This is a genomic window from Streptomyces sp. NPDC020192, assembly GCF_044388685.1.
Lineage (GTDB): Bacteria > Actinomycetota > Actinomycetes > Streptomycetales > Streptomycetaceae > Streptomyces.
Map to the genome: position 1 here is coordinate 112,136 of NZ_JBIRXG010000011.1, position 17,543 is coordinate 129,678.

Sequence of the window (17,543 nt, forward strand, 5' to 3'; positions counted from 1 at the left end):
TACGTGTCCGAACGCATCGACCTCGCCGCCCTCCCGCACGACTTCCTGTGGGGCACGGCCACCGCGGCGTACCAGATCGAGGGGGCCGTCGCCGAGGACGGCCGTACGCCCTCGATCTGGGACACCTTCTCCCACACCCCGGGGAAGACCGCGAACGGCGACACCGGCGACGTCGCCTGCGACCACTACCACCGCTGGCGCGAGGACATCGCCCTGATGCGTCAACTCGGCGTCAACGCATACCGGTTGTCCGTCGCGTGGCCGCGGGTCCTGCCCACCGGGACCGGCCCGGTGAACCCCAAGGGCCTCGCGTTCTACGACGAGCTGGTCGACGCCCTGCTGGAGGCGGGCATCACCCCGTCCGTCACGCTCTACCACTGGGACCTGCCGCAGACACTCCAGGACCGCGGCGGCTGGCCCGAGCGGGACACCGCCCACGCGCTCGCCGAGTACGCCTCGGCCGTCGCCGGCCGCCTCGGCGACCGCGTCACGCTGTGGGCGACGCTCAACGAGCCGTCCTGCTCGGCCTGGATCGGCCACCTGGAAGGGAAGATGGCCCCCGGCTGGACCGATCTCACCGCCGCCGTACGGTCCTCGTACCACCTCCTCCTCGGCCACGGCCTCGCCGCACAGGCGGTGCGCGCCGCCGCGCCCGGCGCGCGGGTCGGCATCGTCAACAACCTCTCCACCGTCCACCCGGCCACCGACCGCCCCGAGGACATCGCGGCGGCCCGCCGCCAGGACGGCCATGTCAACCGCTGGTGGCTCGACCCGGTGCACGGCCGCGGCTTCCCCGCCGACATGGTCGAGACTTACGGCGTCGAACTGCCCGTGCAGAGCGGCGACTTGGACACCATTGCCACCCCGTTGGACTGGCTCGGGCTGAACTACTACTTCCCGGCGTACGTCGCCGACGCCCCCCACGGCCCGGCACCGTACGTCCGGGCCGTGCGCCGCGAGGGGGTCCCGCGCACCGGCATGGACTGGGAGATCGACGCGAGCGGCATCGAGACACTGCTGCTGCGCCTCACCGAGGACTACGGCGCCCGGAAGATCTACGTCACGGAGAACGGTTCCGCCTTCCCGGACGTGGTCCGCCCGGACGGCAGCGTCGACGACCCCGAGCGCCAGGAGTACCTGGAGCAGCACCTCGCCGCCTGTGCCTCGGCCGCCCGCAAGGGTGCCCCGCTCGCGGGCTACTTCGCCTGGTCGCTGCTGGACAACTTCGAGTGGGCGTACGGCTACGCCAAGCGCTTCGGCCTCGTCCACGTCGACTACCGCACCCAGGCGCGCACCATCAAGGGCAGCGGCCACCGGTACGCGGACCTCGTCCGCGACCACCGCGGCCAGTCCCGCCGGGCCGCCTGAACCGGACACCCCTTCCCCACGTATCCCCCCACCGTGGGAGACTCCCTCACCATGAGCGCGTCCCCGGGGGTGAGAGGTCTGCGCGCCGCGGTGTTCGCCGCGGTGTGCGTGCTGCTCGCTGCCACCGGGCACGGGCTCGCCATGGGCGACATGCCGCCGCTGTGGGCCGACGCGGCCGGGTTCCTGGGCGTGTTCGCGCTCGGCTGGGTGCTCGGCCGGCGGGAGCGGTCGCTCGTCGGCATCGGCGCCGCCATGCTGCTCACCCAGGCCGCCCTGCACATCGGTTTCGACGCCGCCCACCGCACCCCGGGCCACTCCATGGCCGCGATGCACATGCACACGGCGACTCAGCACCACACGACCGCCCATGCCACCGCCGCCCACCTCCTCGCCGCGCTGGCCGCCGCCTGGTGGCTGCGGCGGGGCGAGGCCGCGCTGTGGTCGCTGCTGCGCCGTACCACCACCCTCGTACCCGGCCTCGCCGCCTGGTGGCGCGACGCCCCGCTGCCCGCCCCCGCCCCGGACGCCCCGCGCGTCCCGGCAGGCCCCGAACCGCCCCGCCGGACCCCGCTGCGGCACGCGGTCAGCCGGCGCGGACCCCCGGCCCCGGTCCCGTACCCACACTGACCCCGTTTCACCACGTCACTCGTACGGAGACCAACTCACCCATGTCCGCGACTCGTTCGACCCTGCGCGGCGCCGCGACCGTCACCGCCGGCGCCGCCGCCCTCGTCCTCCTCGCCGCCGGTGCCGCCTCCGCGCACGTCACCGTCCACCCCGAGAGCTACGCCAAGGGCGCCACCGACGGCGTCCTGACCTTCCGCGTCCCCAACGAGGAGGACAACGCCGCCACCACCAAGGTCCAGGTCTTCCTGCCCACCGACCACCCCGTCCTCGGCGTCCTCGTGCACCCGCAGGACGGCTGGACCGCCAAGGTGACCACCGCCAGGCTCAAGACGCCGGTCAAGACCGACGACGGCACCATCACCGAGGCCGCCTCCGAGATCACCTTCACGGGCGGGAAGATCACCGCCGGACAGTACGAGGACTTCACCGTCGCCTTCGGTCAACTGCCCGATGACGCCGGACAGTTGGCGTTCAAGACGCTCCAGACCTACTCCGACGGCAAGACCGCCCGCTGGATCGAGGAGCCCACCGGCGGCGACGAACCCGAGAACCCCGCCCCCGTGCTCAAGCTGACCGCCGGTGACGCGAGCGCCGCCCCCGCCAAGAGCACCGCCGCCACCACCCAGGCGGCCGACTCCAGCGACTCCAGCGACTCCACGGCCCGCGGGCTCGGCATCGCCGGTCTGATCACCGGCGTCCTCGGTCTCGCGGCCGCCGCCTTCGCGATCGTACGAAGCCGCAAGCCGCAGTCGTAACCGCACCACCGGACGTACCACGAAGGGCCCGGACCGGCATCCCCGGTCCGGGCCCTTCGCTCTGCCCGCTCAGCGCGCCGCCAGCTCCAGCTCCCGCACCTGCGCCTCGGCCGGTATCGGCGCCGTCGTACGCGACGTACGCCACAGCCACCGCACATCGCGGCCGAAGGACCACAGCAGGGAGCCCAGGGCCGACAGGACGATCGCGAGGTTCGCCAGGTGGGGCAGGAGTTCGGCGCCCGCCAGGAGGAGGGCGATGCCCTGCACCGCGGCCACCGTCTTGCGGGCGAAGGAGGGCGGCAGCGGGGCGTTCAGCCAGGGGGCGAGGCGGGCGGCGGCGACGAACGCGTACCGCATGCCGCCTATCAGCAGCACCCACGGGCCCAGCTGCGTCGAGACGTACACGCTCAGCACCAGGATCAGGAACGCGTCGACCTCCATGTCGAAGCGCGCGCCGAGCGCCGTCGAGGTGCCGGTACGGCGGGCCACCTTGCCGTCGACGCCGTCCAGCAGCAGGGCGACGGCGGTCAGGCCGACCAGCAGGGTCACCGGCGGGGCGCTCTCGAAGGAGTCCGCGACCAGCGCGGTCACCCCGCCCACCAGGGTCGCCCGGCCGAGCGTGACCCGGTTCGCGGGACCGAAGGAACGCAGTCGGGAGCGATGCAGGGCGCGGGACAGGACCGCCCAGGTGGCGAACGCGAACGCGAGCCCCGTCAGCCAGCCGGCCGGCCCCATGCCTATCGCCGTGCCGAGCAGGGCGAGCAGCAGCAGCTGTACGCCCGCTCCCACAGCGGTCTCCTGCTGGAGCCTCGCGTCATACGTGTTGTTCAGGGCCACCGCATACCCTCCGGCCAGTGACAGAGTCGATCAACGCCGCGTACTGTGCGCGGCCTGTGCACTTCTCGGTACGTGAACAACTTGCCTACTGTTCAGGAGGATGCCGATGAACCGCTCGGCCCGCGCGTTCTGGCTGCGCTCGCCCGGCCATGGGGAGCTGCGTGACGTCACCCTCGAGGAGCCCGCCGAGGGCGAGGTCCTGGTGCGTGCGCTGTACTCCGGGGTGAGCCGGGGGACGGAGACCCTCGTCTTCCGCGGCCAGGTGCCGGCCAGTCAACACACCGTGATGCGGGCGCCGTTCCAGGAGGGCGACTTCCCGGGCCCGGTGAAGTACGGCTACCTCAGCGTCGGCATGGTGGAGGAGGGCCCGGCCGACCTGATCGGGCGCACGGTCTTCTGTCTGTATCCGCACCAGAGCCGTTACGTCGTTCCAGTGAATGCCGTGACCGTCGTACCCGAGTCCGTGCCCCCCGGGCGGGCCGTGCTCGCCGGGACCGTGGAGACCGCCGTGAACGCCCTCTGGGACGCGTCTCCGCTGGTCGGAGACCGGATCGCGGTGGTCGGCGGCGGCATGGTCGGCTGCTCGGTGGCCGCCCTGCTCGCCCGGTTCCCGGGCGTCCGGCTCCAGCTCGTCGACGCCGACCCCGCCCGCGCCAAGACCGCCGAGGCCCTCGGCGTGGACTTCGCGACGCCCGACGCCGCCCTCGGCGACTGCGACCTCGTCGTCCACGCCAGCGCCAGCGAGGCCGGCCTCACCCGCGCCCTGCAACTCCTCGCCGTCGAGGGTACGGTGGTGGAACTGAGCTGGTACGGCGACCGGCGCGTGAGCCTGCCGCTCGGCGAGGCCTTCCACTCCCGCCGGCTCAGCCTGCGCGGCAGCCAGGTCGGCACCGTCTCCCCGGCCGCCCGTCCCGGCCGCGGTTACGCCGAACGGATGACGCTCGCCCTCGACCTGCTGGCCGACCCGGCGCTGGACGCGCTCATCACCGGGGAGAGCGCGTTCGAGCAACTCCCCGACGTCATGCCGCAGCTCGCGGCCGGCGACATCCCGGCCCTGTGCCACCGGATCCGGTACACCGAGGCGGGTCTGACCTGAGAAAAGAGTGAGAGAGGGCTGAACACGGGGAAGCGAAGAGCCGTACTAGACGTCATCCTCGGGCCCGCACGGTCCGGGGGACACGTCATCCCCGGGCAAGCACAGTTGTCCGGGGGACCAGACGCGCCGCACCTGGAGGGTCGTCCGTTGTTCAGCATCACCGTCCGCGATCACATCATGATCGCCCACAGCTTCCGCGGCGAGGTGTTCGGACCCGCGCAGCGACTGCACGGCGCCACGTTCCTCGTGGACGCCACCTTCCGCCGCGAACAGCTGGACCAGGACAACATCGTGGTCGACATCGGCCTCGCCACCCAGGAACTGCGCGTCATCACGGCCGAGCTGAACTACCGCAACCTCGACGACGAACCCGACTTCGCCGGCGTCAACACCTCCACCGAGTTCCTCGCCAAGGTCATCGCCGACCGGCTCGCCGAACGCGTCCACAAGGGCGCCCTCGGCGAAGGCGCCAAGGGCCTCGCCGGGATAACCGTCACCCTGCACGAGTCGCACATCGCCTGGGCGAGTTACGAGCGTGCCCTGTGACCGAGGTGACCGAAGCGACCGTGGCGAGGGCTCGGCTCTCCTACGTGCCCGCGCAGCCCACCGCAGACCACCAGCACGCCGGAATCGTTCCCATGTCCCTGCGCACCGTGCACTTCGTCCTGCCGGGCGGCGTCGACGACCCGGCCGCGCCCAGCGGCGGCAACGCCTACGACCGCCGGGTCTGCCTGGACCTGCCCGGCTTCGGCTGGCAGGTCTCCCGGCACCCCGCGCCCGGCGGCTGGCCGCGCCCCGACCGGGCCGCCCGTGACCACCTCGCCCGCACCCTGCGGGAACTCCCGGACGACGCGGTGGTGCTGATGGACGGGCTCGTCGCCTGCGGCGTCCCGGAGATCGTCACTCCGCACGCCGACCGCCTGCGCCTGGCCGTGCTGGTCCACCTGCCACTGGGCGACGAGACCGGCCTCGCCCCCGAGGCCGCCGCCGACCTCGACGCCCGCGAACGCGCGGTGCTGCGGGCCGTGCCCGCCGTCGTCGCGACCAGCGACTGGGCGGTGCGCCGGCTCGTCTCCCACCACGGCCTCGCCCCCGAACGGGTGCACGTCGCCGCCCCCGGCGCCGACATCGCCCCCCTCGCGCCCGGCACCGACGGCGTCTCCCGGCTGCTGTGCGTGGCCGCGGTGACCCCCCGCAAGGGCCAGCACCGGCTCGTGGAGGCGCTCGCGGCCGTACGGGACCTGCCGTGGACCTGCGAGTGCGTCGGCGGACTCGGCCACGACCCCGCGTACGTGACCCAGTTGCGGGGGCTGATCGCCCGGTACGGCCTCGCCGACCGCCTGCACCTGACCGGCCCGCGCTCCGGCGCCGACCTCGACGCCACCTACGCCGCCGCCGACCTGATGGTCCTGACGTCCTACGCGGAGACCTACGGCATGGCGGTGACCGAGGCGCTGGCCCGTGGCATCCCCGTGCTCGCCACCGACGTCGGCGGCCTGCCCGAGGCGGTCGGCCGCGCCCCCGACGGCGGCGTGCCCGGCATCCTCGTCCCGCCGGAGGACCCCGGCGCGCTCGGCGCCGAGCTGCGCGGCTGGTTCGGCGAGCCCGACGTACGCCGCCGCCTCAAGGCCGCGGCCCGCGCCCGGCGCGCCGCGCTCGACGGCTGGGCCACCACCGCCCGCAGCCTGGCCGCGGTCCTCGCCCGCCTCCCCGAGGCACCGAGGAGGGCGGCATGACCGACACCATGAAGAGCGGAACCCCCGCGATCCCGGCCCAACCGGGGCCGAGGCAGGCGGGGTCGGCGCCGGGCAGCGAGGGCGAGGTGAGGTCCGTGCGGCGGACGGGGAACGGGGAGCAGGGCGCGCCGGATGGCGTGGGCGGCGGTCAGGGGAGTGCGGTGACCGCGGGCCGCACCGGAACCGCTCCTGATGTCGGGCTGGTCGGGGGCGCTGCCGCGGCCGCCGCCGACTCGGTGCTGTCCGCCGTTCCCGGTGCCGGGCCGGTGGGCCGTCCGGGTGAGCGGGCCACCGTACGGCTGCGGGACGCCGACCCCGAGGAACCGCCCCGGTACGCGCCCGAGTGGCTGCAGTTGCGGGAACCGGCCGACGCGGCCGCCCGCGCCCAGGACCTGCTGGACCCGCTCAGGATCCGGCTCGCGAACCTGCCGGGCCGGACGGGCGCACTGGCCGTGCACGACCTGGGCTGCGGCACCGGCTCGATGGGCCGCTGGCTCGCGCCCCGACTCGACGGCGCCCAGCACTGGGTCCTGCACGATCGCGATCCCTATCTGCTGCACTTCGCCGCCGTGGCCTCTCCGCGCTCCGCCGCTGACGGCAGCCGCGTCAGCGTCGAGACCCGGCGCGGCGACGTGGGCCGGCTGACCCCGGACGCACTGAGCGGCGCCTCGCTGGTCACCGCCTCCGCGCTGCTCGACGTACTCACCCGTGACGAGGTCTTCACCCTCGTCGACGCCTGCGCCGGGGCCGGCTGTCCCGCCCTGCTCACGCTGTCCGTCGCCGGGCGCGTCGAACTCACCCCGGGCGACCCGCTGGACGCCGAGATCGCCGAGGCGTTCAACGCCCACCAGCGGCGCGCCGGCCTGCTCGGCCCGGACGCGGTCACCGTGACCTGCGAGGCGTTCGCCGCGCGCGGGGCGTCCGTACGGGTGCATCCGAGCCCGTGGCGGCTCGGCCCCGAGCAGGCCGCGCTGACCGAGCAGTGGCTGCGCGGCTGGGTGGGCGCGGCCGTGGAACAGCGCCCCGACCTGCGCGAACGCGCCGAACGCTATCTGCGCGACCGGCTCGCCGCCTGCGCGGCCGGCGAACTGCGCGTGCTGGTCCACCACAGCGACCTCCTCGCCCTGCCCCGTCCGACGGGCGGCACCGCATGACGTCCCGGACAACGGCAGCCGACGTACAGCGCCGCGTGACGTCCACCGGAACGGCGGCCCGCGCGCGTGTGCATGGCGCGGGTGCGGCTGCGGGGCGGACGGCCGGCGAGGACGGCACCGTGCCGGCGGAACCGCCGGCAGGCGAGCCCGCAGCCACGCCCGGCCCCACCCTCACGTCGCAGCAGCCCCCCGCCCCCCGCCGCTCCGGCCCCCGCGCCCTGCGCGCGCACGTGGGGACCGTCGTCGGCGTGGTCATCCTCGCCGCCCTGCTGTGGCGGCTGGGTACCGGGGTGCTGCTCGACGGGCTGCGGCGGATCGATGCCGCGAGCGTGCTGGCCGGGCTGGGCATCGGCGGGGTCACCACCGTGTTGAGTGCCTGGCGCTGGCAGTTGGTGGCTCGGGGGCTGCGGATCCGGCTGCCGTTCGGGCCCGCTCTGGCCGACTACTACCGCGCGCTGTTTCTCAACGCGGCGCTGCCCGGCGGCATCCTGGGCGATGTGCACCGGGCGGTACGGCACGGGCAGAGCGCGGGCGATCTGCGGCGCGGGGTGAAGGCGGTGGTGCTGGAGCGGGTCGCCGGGCAGATCGCGCTGGCCGTGTTCGGCGCGGTGGCGCTGCTGGTCCTGCCCTCACCCGTCCGGGACGAGGCACGCGACCTCGCCCCGCTCGCCGCCCTGGCCGTCGTGGGTGCCCTCGCCGTCGTCCTCGCCGTCCGCATGAACCGCGCCTCCGCCCGCCGCCGGGGTGCGCTGCGCGCCGGCCTCGGCGAGGCGCGGCAGGGGCTGCTGTCCCGGCAGGCCGGCCCCGGTGTCGCACTGGCCTCCGCCGTCATCCTGGCCGGGCACCTGGCGATGTTCGTCGTCGCGGCCCGGGTCACCGGTTCCACCGCCTCCGTGGCCGTACTGACCCCGCTCGCGGTCCTCGCCCTGGTCGCCATGGGCCTGCCGCTGAACGTCGGCGGTTTCGGCCCCCGTGAGGGCGTCACCGCCTGGGCGTTCGGCGCCGCGGGCCTCGGCGCGAGCAGCGGCGTCGCCGTCGCCGTGGTGTACGGCGTGCTCAGCTTCGTGGCGAGCCTGCCCGGCGCCGTGGTCCTCGTCGCCCGCTGGTACGCCGGGCTGCGCGGTTATCCCCGTACCTCTCCGGAACCCTCGGCGGACGTGAGCAACGCGAACGTCGCCCTGAAGGATTCCGCCAGGCTCGCCAGCAGTTCCTCCCCCTTTTCCGCCGACCCCAGGGAAGGACGGCCGATGACCCCCGATTCGGTATAGGCGGACATTCCCAGGCTGAGCAGATGACGACGGTCGTCGGCGACGAAATCGGCGGACTCGTAACCAGGGCGGACGAATTCGGGATGAGCGTGCAGCAGAATCGAGGTCTCGATTTCCCCGGCATGCATGTCGGTGAGCAGCGAGGTCCGTACCCCCGCCCGCTCACGCGCCGCCTCCCAGTCCTCGACGGCCGGGAACAGCGCCATCCGCTCACCGCGCGCGGACGCCTCCTGCACGACGTTGCCCAGCACGTAGTTGCCGCCGTGCCCGTTGACCACGACGAGCGCGTCGACCCCGCCGCGGCGCAGCGACGCCGCGATGTCCCGGACCACCGCGTGGAGGGTCACGGCGGAGATGCTGACGGTCCCCGGCCAGCCGGCGTGCTCGTGCGAGCAGGAGACCGTCACCGGCGGAAGGAGGTGCACCGGGTAGGCGGCGGCGATCTCCCGCGCCACGGCACAGGCGACCAGCGTGTCGGTCGCCAGCGGAAGGAAGGGCCCGTGCTGTTCGAAGCTGCCGACGGGAAGGACGGCGACCTGTGCTGAAACGCCCGCCCCCCGCGCCCGTACGTCCTCCGTGGTGTCCGTCGGCATCACGCCGTGTCCCATTCCACGGGCCGCCGCACGCGCACCCGAACCACTCGTCATTTCACGGCCTTTCGTCTCTGCTTAGGAAACAGATCATGACAGACAACATCGGCGACACCATCGGCGTTCTCGGCACGAAGTCCCCCCGGCGATCGGGCGCGGAACGTGTCGTGAACGCACCGCTGCCCACCGTGTACGGGAAGTTCCAGGCGATCGGCTACCTGGACCACGACCGCGGCGACGAGCAAGTGGCCCTCGTGTACGGCGAGATCGGCACCGAGAACGTGCTGACCCGGCTGCACTCGGAATGCCTGACCGGCGACGCGTTCGGCTCCCAGCACTGCGAGTGCGGCGACCAGCTGGCGTCCGCCCTGCGCACCGTAGCCGCCGAGGGCAGCGGCATCGTCGTGTACCTGAGGGGCCACGAGGGCCGCGGTATCGGCCTGCTCGCCAAGCTGCGTGCGATGGCCCTGCAGGCGGAGGGCCTGGACACCGTGGAGGCGAACCTCGCCCTCGGCCTGCCCGTCGACGCCCGCGACTACGGCGTCGCCGCCGAGATCCTGCGCGACCTCGGTGTGCGCTCGGTGCGGCTGATGTCCAACAACCCGCGCAAGCGGGAGGCCCTCGTCCGGCACGGCATCCAGGTCGCCGAGCGGGTTCCGCTGCTGATCGAGCCGTGCGAGAGCAACATCACCTATCTGCGCACCAAGCGGGAGCGGCTGGACCACATCCTGCCGCACCTGGACGCCGTCGCCCACGGCTCCTGACGGCCGGCCCGGCGGTCCGGGCGGTCAGTTCACGACCGCCTCGTGCACCAGCCGCCGCAGCTCCGGGAACACCTTCAGCGTCTTGGCGCGCACCTGGGTCATGAACTGCACCGTCAGCTCATGCTCCGGGGCCACCCAGAACGCGGTCGTGGCCGCGCCCGTCCAGCCGTACGTGCCGAGGCTGGACGGGGCCAGGGTGCGGGACGGGTCGACCACCACCGAGACGTTGAAGCCGAAGCCGAGGCCGTCGTTGCCGGGCTCCTGGTGGACGGGGGCGCCGAAGGCGCGCAGCACGGCGTCGCCGGGCAGCTGGTTGCGGCTCATCAGCGCGACGCTGTCCGCCGACAGCAGCCGGACGCCGTCCAGTTCGCCGCCCCGGCGCAGCATCTCCATGAACCGGTGGAAGTCGTACGCCGAGGAGACCAGGCCGCCGCTGCCGGAGAGGAACCGCGGCCGGCCGTGCACCGGCAGCCCCGGCACCGGTTCGATCCCGCCGGCGTTCGTCTCCCGGTACAACTCGGCCAGCCGGGGCTCCTGTTCGGGCACGACGTGGAAACCGGTGTCGGTCATGCCGAGCGGGCCGAGGATCCGCTCGGCGAAGAACGCGTCCAGCGGCCGCCCGGACACCACCTCGATCACCCGGCCGAGCACGTTCGAGGCGACCGAGTAGTTCCACTGGGTGCCCGGGTCGAACTGCAGCGGCATCCGCGCGTACACCTCGACCGTCTCGGCCAGGTCGGCGCCCGGCGGCACCGAGTACTCCAGGCCCGACGCGCGGTACAGGGCGTCGACCGGGTGGTGATGGTAGAAGCCGAAGGTCAGCCCGGCGGTGTGGGTGAGCAGATGGCGGATCAGGATCGGGCCGGCGGCGGGCCGGGTGTGCGGCTCGGCGTCCGAACCGCTCGCGTACACCCGGGGGTTGGCGAAGGCCGGCAGATGGCGCTCCAGCGGGTCGTCCAGGCCCAGCCGGCCCTTCTCCACCAGGAGCAGTACGGCGACGGCGGTGACCGGCTTGGTCATCGAGTAGATCCGCCACAGCGTGTCCGGCTCGACCGGCAGCCCGGCCGCGGCATCACGCCGGCCGTACGTGGTGAGGTGGGCGACGCGGCCGCCGCGGGCCACGGACAGCAGACAGCCGGGCAGCCGGCCCTCGTCGACGAGGTCGGTGACGTACCGGTCCAGCCGGTCCAGCGCCTTGTCGTCCAACCCCGCCTCGTCCGGGCCGACTTCCTGTCGCAGCTTGCCCATTCGCTCTCCTCCGGTCGCCTTCGTACGCGGTGCCTCCCGGCCGGCCTGGCCGGGAGGCACCGGTGCTCATCGTCCCGCAGGAACCCCGCCCCGTACCCGATCTTCGCCGGTGGGTGTGACCGACGTGACGCCGCCCGCCGCGGACAGCGCGCAGGCCAGGGGCACCCCGAGGGCGGCCACGGCGGCCAGGACGAGCAGCGCCGGTACGGTCCCGGCGCCCAGCAGCGCGCTCGCCGCGGCCACGCCCAGGGCGGGGCCCACGTTGAGCGCGGTCTGCTGCAGCCCGCCCGCCACTCCGGCGACCGCCGCCTCGGCCTCCGTCACGATGACATGGGTGGCCGCCACCATCACCGTCCCGAACCCGGCGCCCAGCAGGGCGAACCCACAGCCGAACACCGGCGCCGAGGCGGCCCGCGCCAGCACGAGCACGCCGAGCGCCAGCAGTGCCGTCGCCGCCGTCGTCGTACCGCGCGCCCCGAGCCGGCGCAGCAGCACCGGGCACAGCGCGGCGGACGCCACCATCAGCACCGCCAGCGGCAGACTGCGCAGCGCGCTCTCCAACGGGTCGAGACCGAGGCCGCGTTGGAGGACGTACGTGGCCACGAAGAGTGTGCCGAACAGGGACGCCGACACCGCGACCAGGACGCCGAGCGCCGCCCCGACCGTCCGCGAGCCGAGGACACCCGGCGGCAGCAGCGGTGACGCCGTACGCCGCTCGTGCCGGACGAAGACGGCGGCACCGGCTCCGGCGAGGACGAGCCCCGCCCAGGAGACGGGCCGCACGGTCAGCGAGTGGACCAGGCAGGCCAGCGTCACCGCGAGCATCACCGCCCCCGGCACGTCCAGCCCGGTCCGGGCGCCCGCCGGGATCCGCTCCGGGCGCCGCAGGGCCGGTAGGCCGAAGGCGAGCGCGGGCAGCACGTTCACGAAGAACACCGCCCGCCAGCCCAGAGAGGTCACCAGCGCCCCGCCCACCACCGGTCCCGCTGCCGCCGCCAGCGCGATCGCCGCCGTCCGCACGGCGAGCGGCTTCGCCAGCCGGTCCGCCGGGAACGCGGCCCGCAGCATGCCCAGCGTGGCCGGCTGCAACAGGGCCCCGAACACCCCCTGCACCGCCCGCAGTCCGATCACCCACCCCACCCCGGGCGCGAGCCCGACACCCGCCGACGCCACCCCGAACCCCAGCATGCCGAGCGCGAACACCCGCCGGTGCCCGAACCGGTCCCCGAGCCGCCCCGCGAACACCAGCAGGCTCGCCACCGCGACCAGATACGCCGTACTGGTCCACTGCACCTCGGCGAACGAAGCCCCCAACTCCCTTTGCAGCCGCGGCTGCGCGACCGTGAGGACCGTACCGTCCAGCGCGACCACCACCGCGCCCGCCACGCTGCTCGCCAGCGTCCACCGCCGGTTCACCGGCCGCCCTCCGCACCCAGGTGCGCGGCCAGCGCCGCATCCAGCAGCGGCCCGAAGTCGTCGCTGCCGACGGCCAGTTGGAGACTGCGCCAGCGCCACAACTGCGCGATCCCGTGCAGATTCGCCCACAACGCCCCCGCCACCCGCCGGGCATCGGCACCGCCGGCCTCCGGCCGCACCTCGCCGACCAGCCCGACGAGTCGCTCGAACAAGGGAAGACTCGTCTCCCGCAACCCCAAATGCCCACTCTCCAGCAGGTCATGACGGAACATCAGCTCATACATGCCGGGGCTGTCCAGCGCGAACTCCAGATACGTCCGCGCCAACGCGGCCACCCGCGCACGCGGTCCGGTACCCGGATCGGACGCCCTCTCCACCCGCTCGGCCAGATCGGCGAAGCCCCGCCGCGCGATGGCCGACAGCAGCTCCAGATGGGTGGGGAAGTAACGGCGCGGCGCCCCGTGCGAGACACCGGCCCGCCGGGCGATCTCCCGCAGAGTCAGCGCCGGCAGTCCCTCGGCGGCCAGCAGCTCCACGCCCACATCGACGAGACGTTCCCGCAACCCCGTGTCGGACTCAGTCATAGACACTGTCTACCAGGCTGGGTAGACAGTGTCTACCGACCGTGCGGCGTGCGGGAATGCCGGGCCCGCTCCGGCGAGTTGAAGCTGCTATGACTCACGACACCGCGCAGGACGCACTCCTCGAACTGCTCGCCGAAGGTCACGGTGGCGTCCTGGTCACCCTCAAACAGGACGGCCGCCCCCAGCTGTCCAACGTCAGCCACGCCTACTACCCCGACGAGCGGATCATCCGGATCTCCGTCACCGACGACCGCGCCAAGGCCCGCAACCTGCGCCGCGACCCCCGCGCCTCCTACCACGTCACCAGCGCCGACCGCTGGTCGTACACCGTCGCCGAGGGCACGGCAGAACTGAGCCCGGTCGCCCAGGACCCGCACGACGACACCGTCGAGGAACTGATCCGGCTCTACCGCGACGTCGGCGGCGAACACCCCGACTGGGACGACTACCGGGCGGCCATGGTCCGCGACCGGCGCCTGGTCGTACGGCTGCGGGTCGACCGGGCGTACGGGATCCCGAAGAACCCGAAGAAGGGGTGATCTACGACTGCTCGGCGGTCCGCGCCTCGATCGCCCGCAGTACGGCGACCATGTCCTCGCCGCCGTACCCCCGTGCCACGGTCTCCTCGAACAGGGTGTGGCACACGTCGAGCAGGGGTGAGGCCAGCCGGGCCTTGCGGGCGGCCTCGGCGATGAGGCGGTTGTTCTTCAGGACGTCCAGCGCGGCCGCCTGCACCGCGAAGTCCCGTTCGCGCAGCTTGGGCGCCTTCATCCGGGAGACCCCGCTGGCCATGGGGCCCGCGTCGAGGACGTCGAGGAACAGCCGGCGGTCCAGGCCCTGCCGTTCGGCGAAGTGGAAGGCCTCGGTCAGCCCGGTGACCAGGGTGATCAGGAAGAGGTTGACCGACAGCTTCATCAGCAGGGCGCCGGGTGCCGGGCCGCACACGAACGTCTCCCGGCACAGGGGTGCGAGCAGGGGTCGTACGGCGGCGACCGCGTCCTCGTCCCCGGCGAGCATGGCGACCAGCTGACCCTGTTCCGCGGGGACCCGTGATCCGGACACGGGTGCCTCGACGTAGCGGCCGCCGGCGGCGCGGACGTCGGCCTCGAGGGCGTGGGAGTACTCGGGGGAGGTCGTGCCCATGTGGACGACGGTGCGATCCGCGACGCGGGCGGCGAGGGCGGGGGTGCCGCGGCCGAGGACGCCGTCGACCGCGGCTTCGTCGGCGAGCATCAGCAGCACCACGTCCGCCCGCGCGAACACCTCGTCGGCGCTCGCCGCGACCTCGGCGCCGGCGGCGCGCAGGGGGGTGGTCCGCTCCGGGGTCCGGTTCCAGACCACCAGGGGAGCGCCGGCGGAGGCCAGGCGCAGGGCCATGGGCCGGCCCATCACTCCGAGACCGATGAAACCGACGTTCACGGGCTGCCTTTCCCTCCGGAGGCCGACTATGACCGCTGTCATAGTAGCGGCCGTTATGACGCCGGTCATAGAGTGGAGGCGGAGAGGGACGGAGGCAGCCGATGAGTGAGCAGCGAGGCCCTCGGGAGCGGATGGTCTTCAGCGCGGCCCAGCTCATCCGGCGCCAGGGGGTCGCCGCGACCGGGATGCGCGATGTCGTCGCCCACGCCGGCGCGCCGCGCGGCTCCCTCCAGCACTACTTCCCGGGCGGCAAGGAACAGCTGGTCAACGAGGCGGTCGGCTGGGCCGGACGGTATGCGGGCAGGCGGATCGCGCGCTTTCTCGCGGGGCTCGAGGAGCCGACGCCGAGCAGGCTGTTCGCGGCGATGGTCGCGCAGTGGGCCGACGAGTACGCGGCGGACGGCTTCGCCGCGGGCTGCCCGGTCGCCGCGGCCACCGCCGAGTGCGCCTTCGCCGGCGGCTCGACCCGTGAGGCCGTGGCCGCCGCGTTCACGACCTGGCGGACCCCGCTCGCCGAGGCCCTGGCCGGCCTGGGCGTCCCCGCGGCCCGCGCCGAGTCCCTGGCCACGCTGATGATCAGCACCCTGGAGGGCGCGATCCTGATGGCCCGCGCCGAACAGGACGTAGGGCCCCTGACCACGGCCGTACGGGAACTGGGTCCGCTGCTCGACGCGGCGGTGGCCCCGGCCCCCTGACCACGGCCGTACGGCAACTCATCCTTCGGCGCCGAGGTCCTCACCGGTGTTCTGGTCTTCCTCCTCCCGCAGTCTCCGCCAGACGCGGGTGCGGTGCAGCACGTAGACGGCGACGAGCAGGACGACCACCTGAAGTCCCACGGCGAGCAGCCAGAAGACCACCCTGCTCTCCAACTCGTCGGTCATGAAAGTGAAGTTCATACCGAAGAAGCCGGTCAGGAACGACAACGGCAGGAAGATGACCGACACGATGGTCAACCGGTTGATCACGCCGTTCTGTTCGCCCGCGACCCGTAACTGGCGAAGGCCCGGCGGGCGGCGTCCTGGAGGGACTCGATGTCCGCGAGGACCAGACGTGCCGCCCGCTGGAAGTCCTGGGCGAGCCGCTGCCGTTCCACCGGGAAGTCGTGGCTCGTCATCCTGCGGGTGACCATCTCCTCGACCACCTGCAGGTAGGGCAGCAACGAGTGGTGCAGAAGGGCGGCCTGGCGGCACAGCTGGGACAGCCGGTAGATCTGCTGGGGCCGCCGCTCCTCGAACATGGCGTCCTCCAGCTCCTCCACCTGGAGCAGCGCCCGCACCGCGGCCCGGCGAAACGTCGCCAGCGCCTCCTGGAGCAGCAGGAACAGCGTGTCCACGGCGTCGTGGGGCTTCTCCCGTCGCAGCTGCGTCGTGATGTCCGCCGCCAGAGCGGCCCGCCCCCGGTGGGCGATCACCAGGAAACGCTCGCCGGCCAGGGCGTGCACATGGGCGACCCGCACGTCATGGACCACCGGTACGACGAACCCGGCGATGTCGCCCAGGAATTCGGCCCGCGCGGACTCGCCCGGTGCGCCGAACCAGGCCAGTTCCTCGGCGTCCAGCCCGAGCCGGCGGGCCAGCGGCTCGTCCGCCGGGCCCTCCTCCTCGGACTCCTCGGGCAGTTCGACACCGAGGAGCAGGAAGCGGTCCGTGGCGAGCCGCCGACGCGCCTCCGACACGGAGAGACGCGTCGTGACCCCCTCCGGCATCGACACCATCGTGACGATCATTGCCCTGAATGCCTACGGCCGTCAGTCGAACAGGTCGGAGGCGCCGCTCCTGCCCACGCACAGGGCCCAGATGATGAATCCGGAGAAGGCGATCAGAACGATCGACCACACCGGGTAGTACGGCAGGGAGAGGAAGTTGGCGAGGATGATCAGCGAGGCGATGGCCACGCCGCAGACCCGCGCCCACAGGGCGCCCCGGACGAGGCCGGCACTCACGAGCAGCGCGACGACGCCCAGGACCAGATGGATCCAGCCCCAGCCCGTGAGGTCGAACCGGAAGACGTAGGTGCGTGTCACGAGGAACACGTCGTCGTGCGCGATCGCCATGATGCCGCGGAAGATGTTCAGTACCCCGGCGAGGATCAGCATGACGGCGCCGAAGGCGATCAGGCCGGTCGCCCACTGTTCCCTGGCGGTGGGCGTGGGTGCGTGCGTGCCGTGTGTGGCGGTCATCGTACGACCTCGTTTCTGTGCTGTGCGACGCGCTCAGTGCGCCGAGCCGGACGGGACGTCACGTGTGCTCCTTGGCCGGCCCGCTGCCGGCGAGGACCAGTTCCTTCGCCCGCCGGAACTCCTCGTCGGTGATGTCGCCGCGGGCGCGCATCCCGGACAGCTTCGCGAGTTCGTCGGCGCTGGTGGGGGGTGCGGCCGCCTGCGCGGTCTCGCGGATGTAGGCGTCGACGGCCTGCTGCTGCGCACGGGCGTGCTGGACCTCCCTGCGGCCCATGTTCCTGCCGCGGGCGATCAGGTAGACGAAGACGCCCAGGAAGGGCAGGACGACGACGAACACCAGCCAGCCGGCCTTGCCCCAGCCGCCCAGGTCGTCGTCCCGGAAGATGTCGACGACGATCCGGAAGAGCAGGACGAACCACATGATCCACAGGAAGAACACCAGCATGGACCAGAAGACACTCAGCGCCGGATAGTCGTACGCGAGGTAGGTCTGCGCGCTCAT

18 protein-coding genes and 2 pseudogenes are annotated in these 17,543 nt (G+C 73.1%); 11 read left to right on the forward strand and 9 right to left on the reverse strand.

Going from position 1 to position 17,543, the window contains the following annotated elements; translation table 11 throughout:
• The first annotated feature begins 3 nt into the window (after positions 1-3).
• The 3 genes from ACH47Z_RS21925 to ACH47Z_RS21935 are packed head-to-tail and all read left to right on the forward strand — an operon-like array spanning position 4 to position 2,750.
• Positions 4-1,368 (forward strand): GH1 family beta-glucosidase, encoded by a 1,365-nt coding sequence (locus tag ACH47Z_RS21925; RefSeq protein ID WP_399076068.1) that lies wholly within the window; start codon positions 4-6, stop codon positions 1,366-1,368.
• Positions 1,369-1,419: 51 nt separating this feature from the next.
• Entirely contained in the window at positions 1,420-1,995 is a 576-nt protein-coding gene (locus ACH47Z_RS21930; RefSeq protein WP_399076070.1) for a hypothetical protein, read from the forward strand.
• Between the two features lie 41 nt (positions 1,996-2,036).
• Positions 2,037-2,750, forward strand: coding sequence for a YcnI family protein (locus ACH47Z_RS21935; RefSeq protein ID WP_399076072.1), 714 nt, complete (start codon positions 2,037-2,039; stop codon positions 2,748-2,750).
• A 69-nt stretch (positions 2,751-2,819) separates the two neighbouring features.
• Here the strand turns inward: ACH47Z_RS21935 and ACH47Z_RS21940 are convergent, their stop codons facing one another.
• Complete coding sequence (locus ACH47Z_RS21940; RefSeq protein WP_399076073.1) at positions 2,820-3,587, reverse strand: CDP-alcohol phosphatidyltransferase family protein; 768 nt, start codon at positions 3,585-3,587, stop codon at positions 2,820-2,822.
• Positions 3,588-3,693: 106 nt separating this feature from the next.
• On the opposite strand from ACH47Z_RS21940, the gene ACH47Z_RS21945 reads away from it, so the two are divergent.
• From ACH47Z_RS21945 to ACH47Z_RS21965, 5 genes and pseudogenes are all read left to right on the forward strand, one after another.
• Positions 3,694-4,683 (forward strand): dehydrogenase, encoded by a 990-nt coding sequence (locus tag ACH47Z_RS21945; RefSeq protein ID WP_399076076.1) that lies wholly within the window; start codon positions 3,694-3,696, stop codon positions 4,681-4,683.
• Positions 4,684-4,830: 147 nt separating this feature from the next.
• Positions 4,831-5,229: a 6-pyruvoyl trahydropterin synthase family protein gene (locus ACH47Z_RS21950; protein WP_399076078.1), complete on the forward strand. Its 399-nt coding sequence runs from the start codon at positions 4,831-4,833 to the stop codon at positions 5,227-5,229.
• A gap of 5 nt (positions 5,230-5,234) precedes the next feature.
• Positions 5,235-6,419, forward strand: coding sequence for a glycosyltransferase family 4 protein (locus tag ACH47Z_RS21955; protein WP_399076080.1), 1,185 nt, complete (start codon positions 5,235-5,237; stop codon positions 6,417-6,419).
• Positions 6,416-7,573, forward strand: a complete 1,158-nt coding sequence (locus ACH47Z_RS21960) for a class I SAM-dependent methyltransferase (RefSeq protein WP_399076082.1) — start codon at positions 6,416-6,418, stop codon at positions 7,571-7,573. Before ACH47Z_RS21955 ends, ACH47Z_RS21960 begins: the two co-directional genes overlap by 4 nt.
• Positions 7,570-8,643: pseudogene (locus tag ACH47Z_RS21965) on the forward strand (YbhN family protein); the annotation flags it as partial. The gene ACH47Z_RS21960 and the pseudogene ACH47Z_RS21965, both read left to right, overlap by 4 nt.
• Before the next feature lie 53 nt (positions 8,644-8,696).
• On the opposite strand, the gene ACH47Z_RS21970 reads toward ACH47Z_RS21965, so the two are convergent.
• A complete protein-coding gene (locus ACH47Z_RS21970; RefSeq protein ID WP_399076084.1) occupies positions 8,697-9,434 on the reverse strand; it encodes a creatininase family protein in 738 nt (245 codons plus the stop codon).
• A gap of 89 nt (positions 9,435-9,523) precedes the next feature.
• On the opposite strand from ACH47Z_RS21970, the gene ribA reads away from it, so the two are divergent.
• Entirely contained in the window at positions 9,524-10,195 is a 672-nt protein-coding gene (gene ribA / locus ACH47Z_RS21975; protein ID WP_399076086.1) for a GTP cyclohydrolase II, read from the forward strand.
• Positions 10,196-10,219: 24 nt separating this feature from the next.
• On the opposite strand, the gene ACH47Z_RS21980 is transcribed toward ribA, so the two are convergent.
• The 3 genes from ACH47Z_RS21980 to ACH47Z_RS21990 form a co-directional block, all read right to left on the reverse strand.
• Positions 10,220-11,443: a serine hydrolase domain-containing protein gene (locus ACH47Z_RS21980; RefSeq protein WP_399076088.1), complete on the reverse strand. Its 1,224-nt coding sequence runs from the start codon at positions 11,441-11,443 to the stop codon at positions 10,220-10,222.
• A 66-nt stretch (positions 11,444-11,509) separates the two neighbouring features.
• Positions 11,510-12,859: an MFS transporter gene (locus tag ACH47Z_RS21985; protein ID WP_399076090.1), complete on the reverse strand. Its 1,350-nt coding sequence runs from the start codon at positions 12,857-12,859 to the stop codon at positions 11,510-11,512.
• A complete protein-coding gene (locus ACH47Z_RS21990) occupies positions 12,856-13,443 on the reverse strand; it encodes a TetR/AcrR family transcriptional regulator (protein WP_399076092.1) in 588 nt (195 codons plus the stop codon). The genes ACH47Z_RS21985 and ACH47Z_RS21990 overlap by 4 nt, the downstream gene beginning before the upstream one ends.
• Before the next feature lie 89 nt (positions 13,444-13,532).
• Between ACH47Z_RS21990 and ACH47Z_RS21995 the strand changes: the two genes are divergently transcribed.
• Positions 13,533-13,982 (forward strand): PPOX class F420-dependent oxidoreductase, encoded by a 450-nt coding sequence (locus ACH47Z_RS21995; protein ID WP_399076094.1) that lies wholly within the window; start codon positions 13,533-13,535, stop codon positions 13,980-13,982.
• A 1-nt stretch (position 13,983) separates the two neighbouring features.
• Here ACH47Z_RS21995 and ACH47Z_RS22000 read toward each other — a convergent pair whose 3' ends face one another.
• Positions 13,984-14,862, reverse strand: a complete 879-nt coding sequence (locus ACH47Z_RS22000; RefSeq protein ID WP_399076096.1) for an NAD(P)-dependent oxidoreductase — start codon at positions 14,860-14,862, stop codon at positions 13,984-13,986.
• 101 nt (positions 14,863-14,963) lie between these two features.
• Here ACH47Z_RS22000 and ACH47Z_RS22005 point away from each other — a divergent pair, with 101 nt between their 5' ends.
• Positions 14,964-15,557, forward strand: a complete 594-nt coding sequence (locus ACH47Z_RS22005) for a TetR/AcrR family transcriptional regulator (RefSeq protein ID WP_399076098.1) — start codon at positions 14,964-14,966, stop codon at positions 15,555-15,557.
• An 18-nt stretch (positions 15,558-15,575) separates the two neighbouring features.
• Here the strand turns inward: ACH47Z_RS22005 and ACH47Z_RS22010 are convergent.
• The 3 genes and pseudogenes from ACH47Z_RS22010 to ACH47Z_RS22020 form a co-directional block, all read right to left on the reverse strand.
• Positions 15,576-16,588, reverse strand: a pseudogene (locus ACH47Z_RS22010) (CorA family divalent cation transporter).
• Between the two features lie 21 nt (positions 16,589-16,609).
• Entirely contained in the window at positions 16,610-17,041 is a 432-nt protein-coding gene (locus tag ACH47Z_RS22015) for a hypothetical protein (RefSeq protein ID WP_399076100.1), read from the reverse strand.
• A 58-nt stretch (positions 17,042-17,099) separates the two neighbouring features.
• Positions 17,100-17,543, reverse strand: coding sequence for an SHOCT domain-containing protein (locus ACH47Z_RS22020; RefSeq protein ID WP_399076102.1), 444 nt, complete (start codon positions 17,541-17,543; stop codon positions 17,100-17,102).

Coding starts and splice junctions, on each gene's coding strand:
- ACH47Z_RS21995 (WP_399076094.1), top strand. CDS start 13,533: ATGACTCACGACACCGCGCAGGACGCACTCCTCGAACTGCTCGCCGAA.
- ACH47Z_RS21990 (WP_399076092.1), bottom strand. CDS start 13,443: ATGACTGAGTCCGACACGGGGTTGCGGGAACGTCTCGTCGATGTGGGC.
- ACH47Z_RS21960 (WP_399076082.1), top strand. CDS start 6,416: ATGACCGACACCATGAAGAGCGGAACCCCCGCGATCCCGGCCCAACCG.
- ACH47Z_RS21970 (WP_399076084.1), bottom strand. CDS start 9,434: ATGCCGACGGACACCACGGAGGACGTACGGGCGCGGGGGGCGGGCGTT.
- ACH47Z_RS21935 (WP_399076072.1), top strand. CDS start 2,037: ATGTCCGCGACTCGTTCGACCCTGCGCGGCGCCGCGACCGTCACCGCC.
- ACH47Z_RS22015 (WP_399076100.1), bottom strand. CDS start 17,041: ATGACCGCCACACACGGCACGCACGCACCCACGCCCACCGCCAGGGAA.
- ACH47Z_RS21980 (WP_399076088.1), bottom strand. CDS start 11,443: ATGGGCAAGCTGCGACAGGAAGTCGGCCCGGACGAGGCGGGGTTGGAC.
- ribA (WP_399076086.1), top strand. CDS start 9,524: ATGACAGACAACATCGGCGACACCATCGGCGTTCTCGGCACGAAGTCC.
- ACH47Z_RS22020 (WP_399076102.1), bottom strand. CDS start 17,543: ATGAGCGCGCAGACCTACCTCGCGTACGACTATCCGGCGCTGAGTGTC.
- ACH47Z_RS22005 (WP_399076098.1), top strand. CDS start 14,964: ATGAGTGAGCAGCGAGGCCCTCGGGAGCGGATGGTCTTCAGCGCGGCC.
- ACH47Z_RS21945 (WP_399076076.1), top strand. CDS start 3,694: ATGAACCGCTCGGCCCGCGCGTTCTGGCTGCGCTCGCCCGGCCATGGG.
- ACH47Z_RS21930 (WP_399076070.1), top strand. CDS start 1,420: ATGAGCGCGTCCCCGGGGGTGAGAGGTCTGCGCGCCGCGGTGTTCGCC.